At 35.8% G+C, this 17,179-nt stretch carries 14 protein-coding genes; 9 read left to right on the top strand and 5 right to left on the bottom strand.

The annotated features are described in order from the left end of the window. The first annotated feature begins 122 nt into the window (after positions 1 to 122). From HAV12_RS03300 to HAV12_RS03270, 7 genes are all read left to right on the top strand, one after another. Entirely contained in the window at positions 123 to 518 is a 396-nt protein-coding gene (locus tag HAV12_RS03300; protein WP_171568452.1) for a helix-turn-helix domain-containing protein, read from the top strand. 58 nt (positions 519 to 576) lie between these two features. Next, positions 577 to 1,383, top strand: coding sequence for an AraC family transcriptional regulator (locus HAV12_RS03295; protein WP_171568451.1), 807 nt, complete (start codon positions 577 to 579; stop codon positions 1,381 to 1,383). Between the two features lie 75 nt (positions 1,384 to 1,458). Then, positions 1,459 to 2,988: a serine hydrolase gene (locus HAV12_RS03290; RefSeq protein WP_171568450.1), complete on the top strand. Its 1,530-nt coding sequence runs from the start codon at positions 1,459 to 1,461 to the stop codon at positions 2,986 to 2,988. Positions 2,989 to 3,019: 31 nt separating this feature from the next. After that, positions 3,020 to 3,493 (top strand): DUF4440 domain-containing protein, encoded by a 474-nt coding sequence (locus HAV12_RS03285; RefSeq protein ID WP_240345227.1) that lies wholly within the window; start codon positions 3,020 to 3,022, stop codon positions 3,491 to 3,493. Positions 3,494 to 3,628: 135 nt separating this feature from the next. After that, entirely contained in the window at positions 3,629 to 5,095 is a 1,467-nt protein-coding gene (locus HAV12_RS03280) for a serine hydrolase (protein ID WP_171568448.1), read from the top strand. A gap of 121 nt (positions 5,096 to 5,216) precedes the next feature. Next, positions 5,217 to 5,633 (top strand): DUF6157 family protein, encoded by a 417-nt coding sequence (locus tag HAV12_RS03275; protein ID WP_171568447.1) that lies wholly within the window; start codon positions 5,217 to 5,219, stop codon positions 5,631 to 5,633. Positions 5,634 to 5,854: 221 nt separating this feature from the next. Continuing rightward, a complete protein-coding gene (locus HAV12_RS03270; RefSeq protein WP_132037403.1) occupies positions 5,855 to 6,307 on the top strand; it encodes a hypothetical protein in 453 nt (150 codons plus the stop codon). 99 nt (positions 6,308 to 6,406) lie between these two features. On the opposite strand, the gene HAV12_RS03265 is transcribed toward HAV12_RS03270, so the two are convergent. Then, complete coding sequence (locus HAV12_RS03265) at positions 6,407 to 8,794, bottom strand: penicillin acylase family protein (protein ID WP_171568446.1); 2,388 nt, start codon at positions 8,792 to 8,794, stop codon at positions 6,407 to 6,409. A 117-nt stretch (positions 8,795 to 8,911) separates the two neighbouring features. Here HAV12_RS03265 and HAV12_RS03260 point away from each other — a divergent pair, with 117 nt between their 5' ends. Both HAV12_RS03260 and HAV12_RS03255 read left to right on the top strand, forming a co-directional pair. After that, positions 8,912 to 10,468, top strand: a complete 1,557-nt coding sequence (locus HAV12_RS03260; RefSeq protein ID WP_171568445.1) for a hypothetical protein — start codon at positions 8,912 to 8,914, stop codon at positions 10,466 to 10,468. 84 nt (positions 10,469 to 10,552) lie between these two features. Then, positions 10,553 to 12,358, top strand: coding sequence for a hypothetical protein (locus tag HAV12_RS03255; RefSeq protein WP_171568444.1), 1,806 nt, complete (start codon positions 10,553 to 10,555; stop codon positions 12,356 to 12,358). A 62-nt stretch (positions 12,359 to 12,420) separates the two neighbouring features. Here the strand turns inward: HAV12_RS03255 and HAV12_RS03250 are convergent, their stop codons facing one another. The 4 genes from HAV12_RS03250 to aroA all read right to left on the bottom strand — a co-directional run bounded on the left by HAV12_RS03250 (position 12,421) and on the right by aroA (position 17,068). Continuing rightward, the gene (locus HAV12_RS03250) at positions 12,421 to 12,849 is read right to left on the bottom strand and encodes a glycine zipper family protein (protein ID WP_132037399.1); all 429 of its coding nucleotides are present in this window, start codon (positions 12,847 to 12,849) and stop codon (positions 12,421 to 12,423) included. 100 nt (positions 12,850 to 12,949) lie between these two features. Beyond that, positions 12,950 to 14,227, bottom strand: a complete 1,278-nt coding sequence (kynU, locus tag HAV12_RS03245; RefSeq protein ID WP_171568443.1) for a kynureninase — start codon at positions 14,225 to 14,227, stop codon at positions 12,950 to 12,952. A 222-nt stretch (positions 14,228 to 14,449) separates the two neighbouring features. Then, positions 14,450 to 15,499 (bottom strand): tRNA preQ1(34) S-adenosylmethionine ribosyltransferase-isomerase QueA, encoded by a 1,050-nt coding sequence (gene queA, locus HAV12_RS03240; RefSeq protein WP_132037397.1) that lies wholly within the window; start codon positions 15,497 to 15,499, stop codon positions 14,450 to 14,452. Between the two features lie 345 nt (positions 15,500 to 15,844). Next, positions 15,845 to 17,068, bottom strand: coding sequence for a 3-phosphoshikimate 1-carboxyvinyltransferase (gene aroA, locus HAV12_RS03235; protein ID WP_171568442.1), 1,224 nt, complete (start codon positions 17,066 to 17,068; stop codon positions 15,845 to 15,847). Positions 17,069 to 17,179 lie beyond the last annotated feature (111 nt).

The following is a 17,179-nucleotide window of genomic DNA, read 5'->3' as shown; positions in this document are numbered from 1 at the left end:
ACAGCACCGCAAGTAAGCAAGAGATTTTATTGTTTCGAACTATTAGAAGTTGTGTCTCACCAACGCCAACTTGTTTTTCACTAAAATCTATTTTTTTTAAGAATTTTAAATACCTTTGAGTTATGAGCACAGCAATAAAACCAAAACACATCGGCAGAAATATCAGCCGTATCAGGGAATTACGAGGCATGAAGCAGGAAGCACTGGCCATCGCTATTGGCATCAGTCAGCAATCTGTTTCTAACATTGAAGGAAGCGAAATTGTTGATGAAGACAGACTAAACGCAATTGCAGAAGTACTAGGAGTTTCTGCTGAAGCAATCAAAAATTATAGCGATGAAAGTGTTTTAAATAATATTCAAAATAATTATGAAGGTTCCGTAATTAATAGCGGGCCAACAGTTAATCATAATTGCTCTTTCAATCCACTCGATAAAGTAGTCGAACTGTACGAACGTCTGGTTCAGGCAGAAAAAGACAAAGTTGAATATATAGAGAAATTGCTAAAAGGAAAATAATCTATTTCAAAAGCACGCAAAAAACCTCTGTTCCTTTGCCTCTTTGAACCTAAAAAAAATGAACCTATACTCTGAACATTATGTGAGTGAAAAGTGCGAAAGATTCGTTACTAAAATCTGGTGTCTGGATAATAGCACGGGCCAGACTTTAATCGAAAACAAACTGGTTTTACCCAATGGCTGTTTTAATCTGGCGATTGTTAGTGGAAATTTCATAGAAGTTCATACGAGTAAAAAGAAGTACGAAATGAACGAAGGGTTTTATTTCTGCTCGCAAATGACGAATAAGGTTTTAGTCAATATTCAGCCTGAAACTAAAGTTACGATCATTCAACTACACGCCTGGACACTTTCGATGTTTCCGAATTATGATTTAAGGGATTTCTCTGATTCTATTATTAAAGTTGACTCAAACGAACTGCCCTTTTCAACTAAAACCGATGCTGATTTAAACAGCGATATTACTTTATTATTAAATATCGTTAATTCTTATTTTGAAGAATTAAATACTGCTAATCCAAATAAAAATTTGGTCGAAAAAATCTGCGAAATCATCAAACTTCACAATGAAGAAATTTCGGTTTCGGAAATTGGAAAAATCTTAGACCTTTCTCAGCGGTTATTGCAAATTAAGTTTAAAACTGCGACGGGACTGACGATCAAAAAATACATTCAGATTTTAAAATTCAGGAAATCGGTAGACCAAATGCTCACGATGGGCCAGGAAAAACTAAACCTGACCGATGTTGCCCTTTACAACAAATACTTTGACCAGTCACATTTTATAAAAAAGTTTAAAGATGTAACGAAAACAACTCCCAAAATGTTTAATTCAAGTTTGTATTTTCTTTCCCAAAAAAGGTAATATTCGCATTTGTACAATTTTGTAAACTCCGATTGAGGTATTTTTGTAAATCATTAATCATCAATCAATCACAAAATGAAAATCAACAAATCAATTTTCCGGTTAAAAGCAATTTTAATTGGAATACTATTTTTCCAGTTCCATATTGGATTTTCCCAGGAAGAAAAAACCTCAGCATTTTACCAGACTATTATGTCCCGAGACAGCCTTCTGTTTAATGTTGGCTTCAATACTTGCGACATCTCACAATTTGAAAACCTATTAAGCGACAACTTTGAGTTTTATCACGACAAAGACAGTATTTCTGACAAAGCTTTATTCCTGAAAAATCTTAAAAAAGGTTTGTGTGGCTCAGTCGGAACTTATCAATCCAGAAGATACTTAGTGCCAAACAGTACCGAAGTTTTCCCGTTATACAAAAAAGGTATTTTGTATGGCGCTTTACAAAACGGAATTCATCAGTTTTATGAAAAATCAGCAGGTAAAAATGAATCTCTGGCGAATGCAAAAGAACATTTTGGCAGCACAGCAAGATTTACCCACGTTTGGCTATTAGAAAACGGTGTCTGGAAACTGAGACGTTCTTTTAGTTACGATCATCAGAGCGAAAATACGGCCGGAACTAAAGCAAGCATTTTTGACAATGATCCCGAAATTGAAAAATGGCTGAAACAAAATAATATTCCAACACTTGGGATCGGCGTTATCAACAACGGAAAACTGCAGGAAATAAAAGTATATGGCGAACTCAAAAAAGGAGTTCCGGCACCGTATAACACGATTTGGAATGTAGCTTCATTAACCAAGCCCATAACAGCAATCGTAGCATTAAAACTGGTCAGTTCAGGAAAATGGGATTTAGACGAACCTGTTTACAAATACTGGACAGATCCTGATATCGCCAATGACCCGAATAACAAATTACTGACGACGAGGCTTATTTTAAGTCACCAGACCGGTTTTCCGAATTGGAGATTTATGAACGAATCGGGTAAACTGGATTTTAAATTCAAACCCGGAACAAAATATCAATATTCTGGTGAAGGCTTAGAATATTTGAGAAAAGCGCTGGAAAGTAAATTTCACAAAACATTAAATCAACTGGCTTCTGAACTGATATTCGAACCTCTTAAAATGACAGATACCCAGTATTTCTGGGATAAAAAAACCGATGAATCCAGATTTGCAACCGGATACGACAACAAGGGAAATGCGTATGAAACCCATAAAAATAAAACCGCAAATGCTGCGGATGATTTACTGACTACGATTGAAGATTACGGAACATTTTTATGCAGCGTAATGAATGGAGACGGTTTAAGCAAAAAGGTTTTTGATGAAATGGCGACCAATCAGGTCGAAACAGAAAAAGGCAAACATTTTGGATTAGGTTTTGAAAAATATGATCTTGAAAACGGGGAATATGCTTTATCTCATGGGGGTTCTGATAAAGGCGTTCAGACTCTTGTTTTTATATTACCCAAAACCAAACAAGGCTTACTTATTTTTACGAATGTTGATGATGGCTATAAAGTTTACGAAAAATTACTTTTACACTATTTAGGTAAAAACGGAAAACGACTGATTGATATTGAAACTAAGTAATTGAAGTACTAAAAATTTAAATATGCTACCAATGATAAACATACTAGTTCTCTTTATGCTGTTTTTAAGCAGGGAAGCATTAGCCCAGACAAAGAGTGAAGATTTGAAAACAGATCAGTTAAAAACTGAAATTATCAAAATGGACAGCCTGCTTTTTGATGTGGCCTTCAATCAGTGTGATGCTGCTCTTTTTAAAAAGATAATAGGCGATGATGTAGAATTTTATGATGACCGATACGGATTTAACATCCCTTACGGCAACGAAATAAAAGCTTTGTCGGGAAATTACACCCGAGCCGAAAAAGTAACGCGGAAATTAGACCGCTGCACTATTGATAAATTAGGCGATTTTGGCGCCGTACAAGTCGGAGAACATACTTTTTTTACCAATGATATTCCGGAAGGAACCGGAAAATTCATTCATATCTGGGAGCGAAAAGGCAAAGACTGGAAATTGAAACGAATCGTTACTTACGAGAACAGGCCTTATAAAAACAACTCTTAGTTAACCTCTTACAGGTATTCATTTAAAAAAAGAAGAAAAAAATGACTTTTATTGAAACTAAATAAAAAATTGTTCGTCTAACAGATTAGCCTGTAAGAATAAATTATTAATCTTTACAACTAATCATCAATCACTATGAAAAAACAATCAAACCGTTCTTTATTAAAATCAATTGCCGTTTGTGCGATTGCATTTTTTACCATTACACTATCGTTTGCTCAGGACAAAGCAAAGCAAATTGACCAGTTAATGAGCCTTTACAATACCTATGGACAACTTAACGGATCAGTACTGGTTTCTGAACATGGAAAAGTAATTTTCAAAAAAGGATACGGTCTCGCTAATATGGAATGGAATATTCCAAACCAACCGGATACCAAATTCAGGCTGGGTTCTATCAGCAAACAATTTACGGCACTTTTAATAGTTAAGCTAGCGGAAGAAGGCAAAGTAAAATTAGATGTGCCGATCACCACTTATTTACCGGATTATCCAAAAGCAACGGGTGACAAAATTACCATTCATCATTTGCTGACACATACTTCGGGCATACCAAATTATACTTCGTTCCCTAATTTTTTCAAAGATCAGAGCCGAAATCCCTTTACTCCGGCAGATTTTGTAAAGACATTCCAAAACTTACCACTTGAATTTACACCGGGTGAAAAATTTAATTACAGCAATTCCGGGTATTTCTTACTGGGTTATATTATTGAAAAAATCACCGCTAAATCGTACGAGCAGTATTTACAGGAAACGATCCTGACCCCATTGAAAATGACCAACACGGGTTATGACCACAGTGATATTATACTAAAAAACAGAGCAGCAGGTTATGAAAAAAGAGGCAAAATAATAACTAATGCTTCTTATATTGACATGAGTATTCCGTACGCAGCAGGTTCTTTGTACAGTACTGTTGAGGATTTATACCTTTGGGATCAGGCACTTTATACGAATAAATTACTTTCACCAGCATCAATGGATTTGCTATATAAACCGTATATCCGTAAAGGTGACGAGGCTTACGGATACGGATGGTTTATCGGAGAGTTTGCAAACGGAGGTAAGGACAAATTAAAGGTGATCGAACATGGCGGCGGTATCAACGGGTTTAATACTATTATATCGCGTCTTCCGGCAGATAAAAACCTGGTTGTCATCTTAAACAACACAGGAGGAACTGTTTTAGGAGAAATGAATGAGGCGATTAGAGCCATTTTATACAATCAGCCGTATCAACAGCCAAAAAAATCCACGGCTTTTGAATTGTTGGATGTGTTTGCAACAAAAGGGCTGACAGCCGGAATTGATACGTATCAAAAATTAAAAAACGATCCTACTTACGGGATCAAGGAAGGTGACATAAATAACGTGGGATATCAACTTCTGCAAACCGGAAAAACGAAAGAAGCTATCGAAATATTTAAAATAAATGTTGCCACTTTTCCTAAATCCGGAAATGTGTATGACAGTTTAGGAGAAGCTTACCTGAAAGATGGAAACACTAAACTGGCCATCGAAAATTATAAAAAATCAATGGAACTGGATCCAACAAATGAAAGCGGAAAAAAAGCTCTGGAAGAAATTTCCAAAAAATAATAAGACCAATATTCGTTAATTAGTAAACTCCGATAGCAGAAATTAAGAATCTGTTATCGGAGTTTTTATCTGAAAATCATTATTTTAGCATTGCTATATTTATCCTTTATACCTAAATAAGATGAAAGTTCACACCACAAACTACGAAAACACTTTTATTGAAGTGGCAGAAGATTGTCCTGCGGTGAGTGGTGAGATTCCCAAACAAAAAGGAGAGGCAAAGACCATTGCCGGTATTACATTTGAAATGATCAGCAAGCATCCGTATGAATATTCTTCAGATGATGTTTTATTTCAGGTTTTTGCAGACAAAAATGATTTAACGGAATCTGAATATGAGGAAGCCCGTGAAAAATTCTTTTCAAAAGGACAAGCCTGCCTGCGTGCTTCTCCATTAACCAAGCGTTATGGCTGGGGCGTACATCATAATGAAAACGGAAAAATTGCCCTTTTGGGAAGGGAAACCGAAGCGTATCAAAAACTGCTAAAAGATAAAAACCTCAAAATTGTGAAGGCAATGCGGTCTTCCCGAAAATAATACAAAAAATCAACATCCAATTACGGGTAATCATAATCTTACGAACTCTGACACTACAAAATTAAAAAGGTATGGTCGGAGTTTTTTTGTCTGAAAGTCATTTTTCTATTGACCATTTACAATAAAAAATACTATTTTAGCCGTGCCCGAAAAAAAGATCTTGTAATCCCAAATCAACCTGATTTACAGTAAAAAAAGCTGTGGACAATTTTGAAAAACCTATGAAAAATTTAAAAATACTTTCCTTTTTTATTTTAGTATTAGCAATGTTTGTGCCGTCTGTCTGCATTTCTCAGACTGCTTCTACGCATGTGCCGCTGCCTTCTCAACAAAATACCATTATAGTCAACAAAATTATTGAAGCTACCAATTACAAAACTTATTTTGTTGATTATTGCCTTGGCAAAATAAACGAAACCGCTTCTAAAGAGAAATGGAACGACCAGAAAACCATGGCCATAACGGAAACCATCAATTTTAAAAACTTCAGGGAAGCCGTTTATAATATGTTTGCTTTTTATGACGAAGTCGAATTAGAGACGTTATTAAAAACATACGAAAAAGACAGTGCGTACCAAACTACAAATGCCATGACGACCAATAAAGTCCTGCTTAATAATCTGGATATTTATGCCCGGGATATTGTTAAGGGTAAATATCTACTTTCTAAGTAAAAAAAACGGGAGATAAAAGTTTAAAACTTTTATCTCCCGTTTTTTTTAGGTTCTGAGGGGCAAAGGAGCAAAGGTTCTGAGGTTTTAAACTTGAAACCTTTATTTCCGCGGTTTTAGAACCAGTTTGGTTGACGTTTTTATGATTTCTTCTTTGTTCATTTTCATTTTTCTGAATTTACCGGCGTTATACATTTCGGCCTGATCGTTATAGTGTTTGCTGAACTGATTTCCCGATTGCCCTGTTGGCAAAATACTCCAGCTGTTTTCAATATCGGAAAAATCAACAATTCTTCTGGTTGAAGGTCCGCCTTTTACATCATATTTTCCGTCACTGCTAAAACTAAAAAACTGATTATTGATTACCTCATTCGATCCCGGATCTGCAAAAGGCCCGACATTAAACAGTTTTCGCAATGCCGCAATTTTCCCCAACGGATGTTCATGCTCAACAGTATGCACTTTTCCCCAATTCCAATCGGAAACCTGATTGCCTAACTGTTTTTGAAGCGCTGCAATAGCCTCATGAAATGATTTTGAAACAATATCACTTCTGGTTTCTTTGGTGTTTTTTGTTTTGATGTTATCCCACCAGACTGAATTTTCATTTTTGATTTGTTTCGCAATAATCTGCTTTGCTAAATGCATTCCGACAAACAAATTGAAATTATCCTCGTCCATTTCGTCTTCAAAAGTATTTTTCAAATAGAGATAAATCCACTTATTGTAAATGGTTGGGGCAACATCTTCTACATTATGACTTCCTTTCCAGGACTTCAAAACTGCAATGGCCTGTTTTTCTTCCGCGGAAAGTGAATTAGTATTGACATTCGCAATTAGACTTTCAACCGTTCCGGGAACAACCGCAGACGTATTGTCGTAAATCATTTTACTGATCGCTTCTTTATCCCAGTCTGATTTTGGGTCTAATAATCCTGAAATTCTTTTCGCACGATCTTCCGGCAGATAATACCCGGGATATAAATAGCCATCAACTGCTTCCGGTTGATTATTGGCAGAATAAACATATCCCCATTTCGGATTTTCAGCTGATGGATTTTTTGAAAAATCCAGATATTCTGTGATATCATCTTTTCCACTGGCACCGTCCAGGATAAAAAATGAATTTACCCCTTTATTGTGCTTATACAATTTACCAGTCGCCCACCAGGCCACATTTCCCTTGGCATCGCCATACATCACATTCAGTCCCGGAGCGGCTACCAATTGAACTGCTTTTCTAAAATCAGCTTTGCTTTTAGCATGGGAAAGTCCGTAAATAGCATCAAGAATCTGAATTGGCTGCTGTGTATAAACCCAGGACATCGCAATCGGATTTTTGCCTTCTAAATGTTCCAGCACATCATTCATAACAGGTCCGTGTCGACTTGATTTAAACGTCAAAACCACATCTGATGTATCTTTTACTTTTATTGTTTTTTTTATGGTTTCATAGTTACTAAAACCCGTTGGCGTCTGATATTGATCCGGGTCTCCTTTCTTGTTGGTTTCCTGATAAAAATCGATATCATCATTTTCGAACATCGTCAGGCCATAAGCATAATCGCGGCTGTGCGCTAACAAAGGAAACGGGGTTCCCGCAAGATAACAGCCATATATTTCATACTTTGGCGTTACCAGATGTGCTTCATACCAGGTTCCCGGCTGCGAAAATCCAATATGCGGATCGTTCGCAAAAATAACTTTTCCGCTTTTTGTTTTATGGGGTCCGACCACCCAACTGTTACTGCCAACGAATGGAGGAATCGGAGATTTGTCTAACAAAGCCGCTACCGATTTTGCAATCGAAGTATATTCCCCTAAATTTTCTTTAGAACTTTTAATCTGCGTGGTATTAAATTCGCCTTCAATTCCTAAATCTTTCAGATATGCCGCACCATATTTACTGCGGATATCGGTCAGGAACGGATCCGTTTTTTGAGCCATTGCAAAACTAAAAGACATATAACCGAAAATGTTATAAATGTCTTTTATGGTAAATTTTTCTTTTTTCACACCCACTAATGTAAATTCAAGCGGTGTGGTACCTTCTTCTAAATACTGATTAATTCCGTCCAGATAAGCCATCGCCAACTGATAACTCTGACTGTTCTTGTCTAATTTGGAAATCGCTTTGTCCGAAGCTTCTTCAATACCAATTCCGGAGAAAAAAGTATCATTTTTAAGTGCTACCGATCCGAAGATTTCAGATAATCTTCCCGGGGCAATTCGGCGCAACAATTCCATTTGCCATAATCTTTCATGTGCATGCACGTAACCCAAAGCTGTCATCGCATCTTTTTCTGAATCGGCATAAATATGAGGAACTCCAAAATCATCAAAATAGACTGTTGTTTCCTTCTGGAGATTTTTTAATTCCAATTCTCCGTCATATTTAGGCTTAAGATGAAATATATAGGCAAATAAACCAATTCCGACAGCCACAATTAAGACCAATAAAACCAACAGTATTTTTTTAATTTTTCTCATATTTAAAAAAGTATAAATAAATGGACGATTCATAAATGTTGTAACTTAAAGGAAAAATCATGTAAGAAACCTTCCTTTTAAAAACCTAAATTTATGTATTAAAACCATTACTTTACTATGTCAATCTATAAAAAAATAGCAATCGGTGTAATTTCCGTCTTCCTTTTTGTGATTTTAATCAATATTGGCCTCAATTATTGGATAAAAAAACAGTTGCCCATTATTATTGACAAGAAAAACAATACGGCCTATAATATCAATTATGAAAAAATAGAAGTCTCACTGCTATCCCGAAATATCTTTGCGACGACCTTATTGGTGCATCCTAAAAATGAACCTAAAGACAGTAAAAACGGGCTTTATGCCAAAATTGAATCTGTTACGATCAAACATTTTAATATTTGGGATCTGGCTTTTCGCGATATTATCCAGGCTGAAAGTATTGTGATAGATCAACCACGCGTAATCTTATATAAAAAAGGAGAAAAACTGCTGAATAACAACAAAAGTATTCAGACACAAATTATTGAGCCTTTCCGAAAAATAATAGCTGTAAAGAATATTTATCTAAATGACGGTGCGGTAGATGTTGTTTCCCTGAACACCAACAAACCGATTCTGAATGTCAAAAAAATCATTCTGAAACTGGAAGGTATTTTGATTACGGACGCTACTTTAAAAGAAAAAATTCCACTTCAATATGAAAAGTACACTTTAGTTTGTGATAGCCTTTATTACAAACCGAATTCTTTTTACCGAATTGGTATTGGCAAAATTATTACCGAAAACAACTTTATAAAAATCAATAAATTTTCACTTTTACCTGAATATTCGAGAAAAGTTTTCGTTCAGAAACTGGAAAAGGAAAAAGACATTTACACCTTAAAAGTCGATTCTGCCAATATTAACAATCTGAAATGGGGTTTCAAGAACGATCGTTTTTTCCTTAATGCTTCTTCTGTTGTTATGGATCATTTTGATGCTAATATTTACCGCAGTAAAATGCCTAAAGACGATTTAAGCAAAAAATACCTGTATAACAATTTATTGAGAAAAATCAAATTCCCAATGAAGATTGATTCTTTGCTGATTCGAAAATCAAAATTGGTTTATGAGGAAGAAATTGATTTTTCTAAAGGCCCGGGAATTCTGACTTTCGATCACTTTAATCTTCAGGCCAATAATCTTCAAAGTGGTTTTGGGTTAAAGAAAGCGGAGGATGTAAAAATTACTATTAATTGCAGGTTTATGAAAACATCGCCTTTTCATGTGAACTGGAATTTTAATGTACTGGATGTAAAAGACAGTTTTCATATTCAGGGAAAGATTTCTAATTTTGATGTTGCTGCCATGACTCAATTTAGCAAACCTTATATGAATACTTCTTTCACGGGAAGTTTTAAAACCTATAGTTTTGATTTTTACGGAAATGATGTTACCGCAAAAGGAAATGCAGCATTGGTTTATGATGATCTGAAAGTGAAATTTTACAAAAAGAAAAATCCGGAAAAGGAAGCTAAATTAAAAAGTACTGTTGCCAATTTATTAGTAAAAAACGACTCGGATAATAAAGCCAAAAATGCCGATGTTGAATTGGAACGAATTCCCGAAAAGTCCTTTTACAATTTTTTATGGCGCAGTGTAGCCGAATCGCTGAAGAAAATTTTGATCTAAAATTTAAATCACTCAAAACCTGACATATATCAGGTTTTGAGTGAATCTTTTTGCCAACATTTGCTCTTTTAACTCAAAAAGCAAATGACAAAAAATAATTTACACACTTTTCATATTCCGGTCATGGGACTTGCTTATACAATTGACAGTCCGATTCGGGTGGCGCAATACGGTATTTCATCCGTAATCTCTATTGCTGACGATGAGTTAATTGAAAAAATGAGACTTTTTTACAGTACCAAATTCAATCAGCCTTATCAGGAAATCAGCCAGAAAATACAGGATTATCGTGCTGAACGCATTACTTCTTATCTGAATTTAGTCGATAAAATCGTAAAACAAAAATTTGAAAGTTTTAAAGCGGAATTAGCCGAGAGCAAAACTGCTTTAGAAAATTTCATGGCGATGTTACCCAATACTTCCGATATCAAGAAAGGCTTCCAAAACCTGTTGGATGATGGAATTTCTTTTAAGGATAACATTCAGAATTATATCGAATCACATCTTTCACCGGGGGCTATTGATGTCAATATCATGACCAAACTTGACAAAGATAATTTTGACAAAAACGCACCACTTCCTATTGAATTTAATGATGCCCATGCCGCTTTACGCGGTTTTGCAAAAAGCAACCTTAGTTCTTCGGTTGTTCTTTCTGCCGGAATGAATCCAAGGCTTTATAGTTACTTTGAAAATTTCAGTGATTTTTATCCGGATGAAAACAATGTACTGAAAAAGAAAATCATTCTAAAAGTAAGTGATTTTCGTTCTGCGTTGATTCAGGGAAACTTTCTGGCGAAGAAAGGACTTTGGGTTTCAGAATACCGAATAGAATCCGGACTGAACTGCGGCGGGCATGCCTTTGCTACGGAAGGATTGCTTTTGGGTACCATTTTGGAGGAATTCAGACAAAAAAAAGAACAATTAGTACAATCGTCACACGAATTGATGGTTAAGGCACTACAGCAAAAAAATACCGCTTTTCCTAACGAACCGTTAGCCACAAAAATTACGGTTCAGGGAGGAGTTGGAACTGCAGAAGAACACGAATTTTTGTTAGCCACTTATAAAGTAAATTCTATTGGATGGGGAACTCCCTTTTTACTGGTTCCGGAAGCAACTTCCGTAGATCCGGAAACGAGAAAGTTATTGATAAATGCCAAAGAAGAAGATTTATATTTAAGCCACATTTCGCCTTTAGGAGTTCCGTTTAATTCTGTGAAAGGCACCTCTAATGAAATTCTGAAACAAAAACGAATTCAGGAAAACAAAGCCGGCAGTTCTTGTCCGAAACGCTTTTTGGCTTTAAGCAAAGAATATGATCCAAAGGGAATTTGTACGGCAGCAAAAAAATATCAGGATATAAAACTGGCAGCATTAGAAAAGACAAAAAATACTGTCTCTGATGCTGTTTATGAGAAATCAAAAATTAAAATTACCGAGAAATCATGTTTGTGTGTCGGTTTGGCCAATGCTGCTTATTTAGAAAATGATATCAGAATAAAAGGACAGGCTCAGGGCGTGGTTATCTGCCCGGGACCTAATATGGCTTATTTTGATCAGGAAGTTTCACTGAAGGAAATGGTACAGCATATTTATGGAAACAATTCTGTTTTAAGAACTGTAGACCGCCCTAATATATTGGTGAAAGAATTAAAAATGTACCTGGATTATTTCAGGAATGAAATCGAAAATAGTTCAGGGGAAGTCACTTCAAATCAATTAAAAAAATGGACTGTTTTTAAATCTAATCTTTTTGAAGGCATTGCCTATTATCAAAATTTATTTGAGTCGACTTTATTTTTCAAAGCAGATTTAGATAAAATCAGAGAACAATTCAAGTCCTGTAAATTAGAATTAACCGAAATTAAAGTCCCTGAACATTGCTAAAAACGAAAACCCCGGATTAAAATTTAATCCGGGGTTTTATATTTAAACTGATTTAGTTTAGATTATTTCTTTCTGGAATCTATAATAGCGCCTGTTCCGGCTCCAACTCCGGCTCCGGCCAATCCTCCTATTATAGCACCCTGGCCTTTTTTCTTACTAACAGCTGCTCCGGTAATGGCTCCGACTCCGGCACCAATTACAGCACCTTTAGCTGCAGAACTCCAACCTTTCTTTTTGGCTGGCGCAGCGGTCGCAGTTCCTTCAGTCTGGTGATTTACGACAACTACTTTTTGAGCTTCGGCTTGGGCTTCAGTTTTTTCTTTTTCCATTTTAGCCATTTCCACTTTCATTGAATCAATAACTTTTTGTTTATCAATTTCAACTTTCATCGAATCTATGCTAGCTTGTTTCGCTTTATTAATATCCATCTTATCCTGATTCTGACAAGAAACGATACTTAAGGCTGCTATTATTACAAATATTGCTTTCATGATTTTTTTGGCATTTAAATTATACCGTGCAAATTAAAGAGGTATCAATTAAGGATATGTTACATAATTTCAACAAAATATTACATAATTACCTATTATCTTATTTTTCAAGAATTCCTTTTTTAAGAATTTGTCCGAAATCATACATGTCTTCATAAGAACAATATAAAGGAACTGGCGCCAGACGAATTACATTGGGTTCACGCCAGTCTGTAATCACTCCGTTTTTCATTAAATAATCGAATAAATTTCTTCCTTCTCCGTGTAAAAAAACAGATAATTGAGAAGCTCTTTCTTCCGGATCGGAAGGGGTAATAATTTCAAAATTACCCTTAACTTCTTTGTCTATTTCATGCAAAATGAATTCTAAATAGGAAGTGATGCGATCTCTTTTAGCAATTAAAGCGTCCATTCCAACCTCAGCAAACATTTCAACAGAAGCCAGATAGGGCGCTAATGCAAGTACCGGTAAATTGCTAATTTGCCATCCTCCCGCTCCATGAACCGGATCAAAGACAGGCTCCATTTTAAAACGGCGTTCTTTATTGTGTCCCCACCATCCTGCAAAACGAGGCAGGCTGGAATCGTTGTGATGTTTTTCGTGAACGAAACAACCGGATGCATTTCCCGGTCCTGAATTCATATATTTATAGCTGCACCAGGCTGCGAAATCGACATTCCAGTCGTGAAGCTGCAACTTGATATTTCCGGCTGCATGTGCCAAATCCCAACCTACTTTTGCACCGGCTTTTTGTCCCGCTGCGGTGATTGTTTTTATATCAAAAACCTGTCCTGTATAATAGTTTACTCCGCCAATTAAAACCAAGGCAAGTTCGTCTCCAACTTCTTCGATTTTAGCCAGAACGTCTTCCAGACGAATGTTGTGTTCTCCTTCACGGCGTTTAATTTCTACAATGGCATCTTCCGGTTTATAGCCGTGAAAGTCAACCTGACTCTGAAACATATACTGATCGGAAGGAAATGCTTTTTCTTCGCAGATAATTTTATAACGTGTTGCTGTTGGCTGATAGAATGAAACCATCAGTAAATGAAGATTTACGGTCAAAGTATTCATCACTGTGACTTCTGAAGGCAAAGCACCAACAATTTCACTTAGCGGTTCTGCAAATCTTTCCTGATAATCCCACCATGGTTTTTGCGCATAAAAATGACCTTCAACAGCAAGTTCTGCCCAGTCGTTCATTACTTCATCAATGTACGCTTTGGTACGTTTTGGTTGTAATCCCAGAGAGTTTCCCGTAAAATAAATTACGCGTTTGTCATTTACTTTAGGAAAAATAAACTGATACTGATACTGATTTAAGGTATCTTCTGAATCCAGTTGTTTCGCGAATTCGCGTGTATTTAAAAAAGTCATTGTTTTTTGTTTTGAAGCGTAAAAATAACAAGTTTTAAGATATTCTATCGAAAATTAACAAGTTTTAGGCATTCAGTTGTAGTTTTCAGTCGCAGTTTTCAGTTTTCAAAACTGGGACTTTAACTGAATACTGATTGAAAACTGGGACTGGGACTAAAATCACAAGCCATAAAAAAACCCGTCATCTCTGACAGGTTTTTATATTTGATTCGAAATATCTAATTAGATGATTAACATCGCATCTCCGTAAGAATAGAATTTGTATTCTTCTTTGATGGCTTCTTCGTAGGCTCTTTTCATTAAATCATGACCACAGAAAGCAGAAATCATCATTAATAATGTTGATTTTGGTGTATGGAAATTTGTAATCATGCAATTTGCAATACTAAAATCGTGAGGAGGGAAAATAAATTTATTGGTCCAGCCTTCGTAAGGATTTAAAGTATTCTGAGAGGAAACTGAACTTTCGATAGCACGCATCGAAGTTGTTCCAACAGCGCAAATACGTTTTTTGTTTACTTTAGCAGCATTTACAATATCGCAAGCTTCCTGTTTGATAATCAATTCTTCAGAATCCATTTTGTGTTTCGATAAATCTTCAACCTCAACCGGATTGAAAGTTCCCAAACCAACGTGAAGTGTAACTTCAGCAAAATTGATTCCTTTGATTTCTAATTTTTTCAAAAGGTGTTTAGAGAAGTGCAAACCAGCAGTTGGTGCCGCTACAGCTCCTTCTTCCTTTGCGTAAATAGTCTGGTATCTTTCAGCATCTTCTGCCGTAACCTCTCTGTTGATGTATTTTGGAATTGGAGTTTCTCCAAGTTCTGTTAATTTATTTCTGAATTCTTCGTAAGAACCATCGTACAAGAAACGTAAAGTTCTGCCACGAGAAGTCGTATTGTCAATTACCTCAGCGACCAACGAGTCATCATCACCAAAATAAAGTTTGTTACCAATTCTGATTTTACGGGCCGGATCAACCAAAACGTCCCAAAGACGTTGTTCTGAATTTAATTCTCTTAATAAGAAAACCTCAATTCTTGCTCCTGTTTTTTCTTTGTTTCCGTACAAACGTGCAGGGAAAACTTTAGTATTATTAAGAATCAAAACATCTCCGTCATCAAAATAATTGATAACATCTTTAAACATTTTGTGCTCTATAGTTTGTTTTTGACGATCGATTACCATTAAACGAGATTCGTCTCTGTTTTCTGCCGGGAATTCCGCTAAAAGTTCTTTCGGTAAATTAAATTGAAAATGTGATAATTTCATTTGAGAAAGTTATGAGTTATAGATTTCGATCAGGATTATTTGGACACCTGATTTTTAATCGTGTGCAAATATACGACTGTGAGATAGGCGTTGTCAAGTGTTTTGCTGTTTATTTTCAAAAGCCGTTGATTTAGTGGAGTTTCAGTAACACCAAAAAGACGTTTTTAAACCATATAAGTTGTATAAGTTCATTTAATTGGGATGCTGCAAAAAATTGATCGTATTTTAATTTGGCTAAAGCCGAAAATTTAAACGCAAAAAAAACCTCCAGTTAAAACTGGAGGCTATGCAAATTATGCTCATTTATTTAAATGAACTTATACAACTTATATGGTTCAATTTCTTTTACAATTCTGAAATTTCGAAATTCAATTGTTTCAGATCATTCCAGAAATCAGGATATGATTTTGAAACCACTTCGGCATCTTCGATTATAATTGGAACTTTTAGAGCCAACGGAGCAAAAGCCATTGCCATACGGTGATCGTTGTAAGTCGCAATTTTCACGTTGTGATTTATATTTTGAGAAGCAACCAAAGTCAGGCTATCGTTAGTTACTGAAATGTTTGCCCCTAATTTTGTAAGTTCAATTCGAAGCGCTTCCAGTCTGTCTGTTTCTTTAATTTTTAACGTATGAAGGCCTGTTAAATGACAACCTATTCCTAAACCTAAACAGGTTACTACAATAGTTTGTGCAATGTCAGGTGTATTGTTTAATTCAAAATTTACCGTTTCAAATTTAAAGTTCTCTTGTTTTACCAGTGTCATTTGATTGTCCTGAAACGTAGTATGAACGCCCATTTTTTCATACAAGGAAACCAAAGCCGAATCGCCCTGCAGACTATCTTTTTTATAACTGCTCAAGGTGATTGAAGCCGTATCTGCCAAAGCCACTAAACTAAAAAAGTAAGAAGCGGAACTCCAATCTGATTCTACTACCATTTCTTTAGTTTCAACCTCAGCTTTTGGATAGACTTTGATTACGTTTCCTTCAAAGCTGGTCTGAATGTCCAAATCATTTAGCAAAGCTAAAGTCATTTTGATGTATGGAACCGAAGTAATTTCTCCTTCTAAAGTAAGCTCTAAACCATTTTCCAGTTTTGAAGCTACTAATAAAAGTGCCGAAATATACTGACTGCTAACATTGGCAGCCAAAGTAACTTTTGAAGCTGTAACTTTTTTTCCTTTGATTCTTATTGGCGGATATCCTTCTTCTTTCTGGTAGGAGATTTCAACACCTAACTGTGCCAAAGCTTCTACCAAAATCTTGATCGGACGCTCCTGCATTCTATTTGAACCAGTCATAACTACTTCGCGACCTTCATTTACAGCAAAATAAGCAGTTAAAAAACGCATCGCTGTTCCGGCGTGGTGAATATCTACAATTTCATCATTTCCAATCAAGGCTTTTTGCATTACTTCGCTGTCATCGGAGTTGGAAGTATTCGCCAAGGTGATATTTGGAAACAATGCTTTGAGCAATAACAAACGATTGGTTTCGCTTTTTGATCCTGTTACTGCAATTTGTCCTTGTAAATTATGTTGCGTTGTCTGAAGTAGTAAATTCATTTTTTTAATTGTAAGTTGTAAATTATGAATTAAGAATGATTAGAAACGTAATTCAGCCACGCAATTTACCACTCCCCGTTCATAATTCAAAATTCAAAACTCATAATTCAA

The sequence above is a fragment of the Flavobacterium sp. CLA17 genome, assembly GCF_013112255.2.
GTDB classification, from domain to species: domain Bacteria; phylum Bacteroidota; class Bacteroidia; order Flavobacteriales; family Flavobacteriaceae; genus Flavobacterium; species Flavobacterium circumlabens.
The sequence above is the reverse complement of the archived record's forward strand: the minus strand, read 5'-3'. Positions and strand labels throughout refer to the sequence as shown.

Bases quoted from the DNA above. Each gene is read 5' to 3' on its own strand.
- HAV12_RS03300 (WP_171568452.1), top strand. From the start codon at position 123: ATGAGCACAGCAATAAAACCAAAACACATCGGCAGAAATATCAGCCGT.
- HAV12_RS03250 (WP_132037399.1), bottom strand. From the start codon at position 12,849: ATGAAAGCAATATTTGTAATAATAGCAGCCTTAAGTATCGTTTCTTGT.
- HAV12_RS03255 (WP_171568444.1), top strand. From the start codon at position 10,553: ATGACAAAAAATAATTTACACACTTTTCATATTCCGGTCATGGGACTT.
- HAV12_RS03290 (WP_171568450.1), top strand. From the start codon at position 1,459: ATGAAAATCAACAAATCAATTTTCCGGTTAAAAGCAATTTTAATTGGA.
- queA (WP_132037397.1), bottom strand. From the start codon at position 15,499: ATGAAATTATCACATTTTCAATTTAATTTACCGAAAGAACTTTTAGCG.
- HAV12_RS03265 (WP_171568446.1), bottom strand. From the start codon at position 8,794: ATGAGAAAAATTAAAAAAATACTGTTGGTTTTATTGGTCTTAATTGTG.
- HAV12_RS03260 (WP_171568445.1), top strand. From the start codon at position 8,912: ATGTCAATCTATAAAAAAATAGCAATCGGTGTAATTTCCGTCTTCCTT.
- aroA (WP_171568442.1), bottom strand. From the start codon at position 17,068: ATGAATTTACTACTTCAGACAACGCAACATAATTTACAAGGACAAATT.
- HAV12_RS03295 (WP_171568451.1), top strand. From the start codon at position 577: ATGAACCTATACTCTGAACATTATGTGAGTGAAAAGTGCGAAAGATTC.
- kynU (WP_171568443.1), bottom strand. From the start codon at position 14,227: ATGACTTTTTTAAATACACGCGAATTCGCGAAACAACTGGATTCAGAA.
- HAV12_RS03270 (WP_132037403.1), top strand. From the start codon at position 5,855: ATGAAAAATTTAAAAATACTTTCCTTTTTTATTTTAGTATTAGCAATG.
- HAV12_RS03280 (WP_171568448.1), top strand. From the start codon at position 3,629: ATGAAAAAACAATCAAACCGTTCTTTATTAAAATCAATTGCCGTTTGT.
- HAV12_RS03285 (WP_240345227.1), top strand. From the start codon at position 3,020: ATGATAAACATACTAGTTCTCTTTATGCTGTTTTTAAGCAGGGAAGCA.
- HAV12_RS03275 (WP_171568447.1), top strand. From the start codon at position 5,217: ATGAAAGTTCACACCACAAACTACGAAAACACTTTTATTGAAGTGGCA.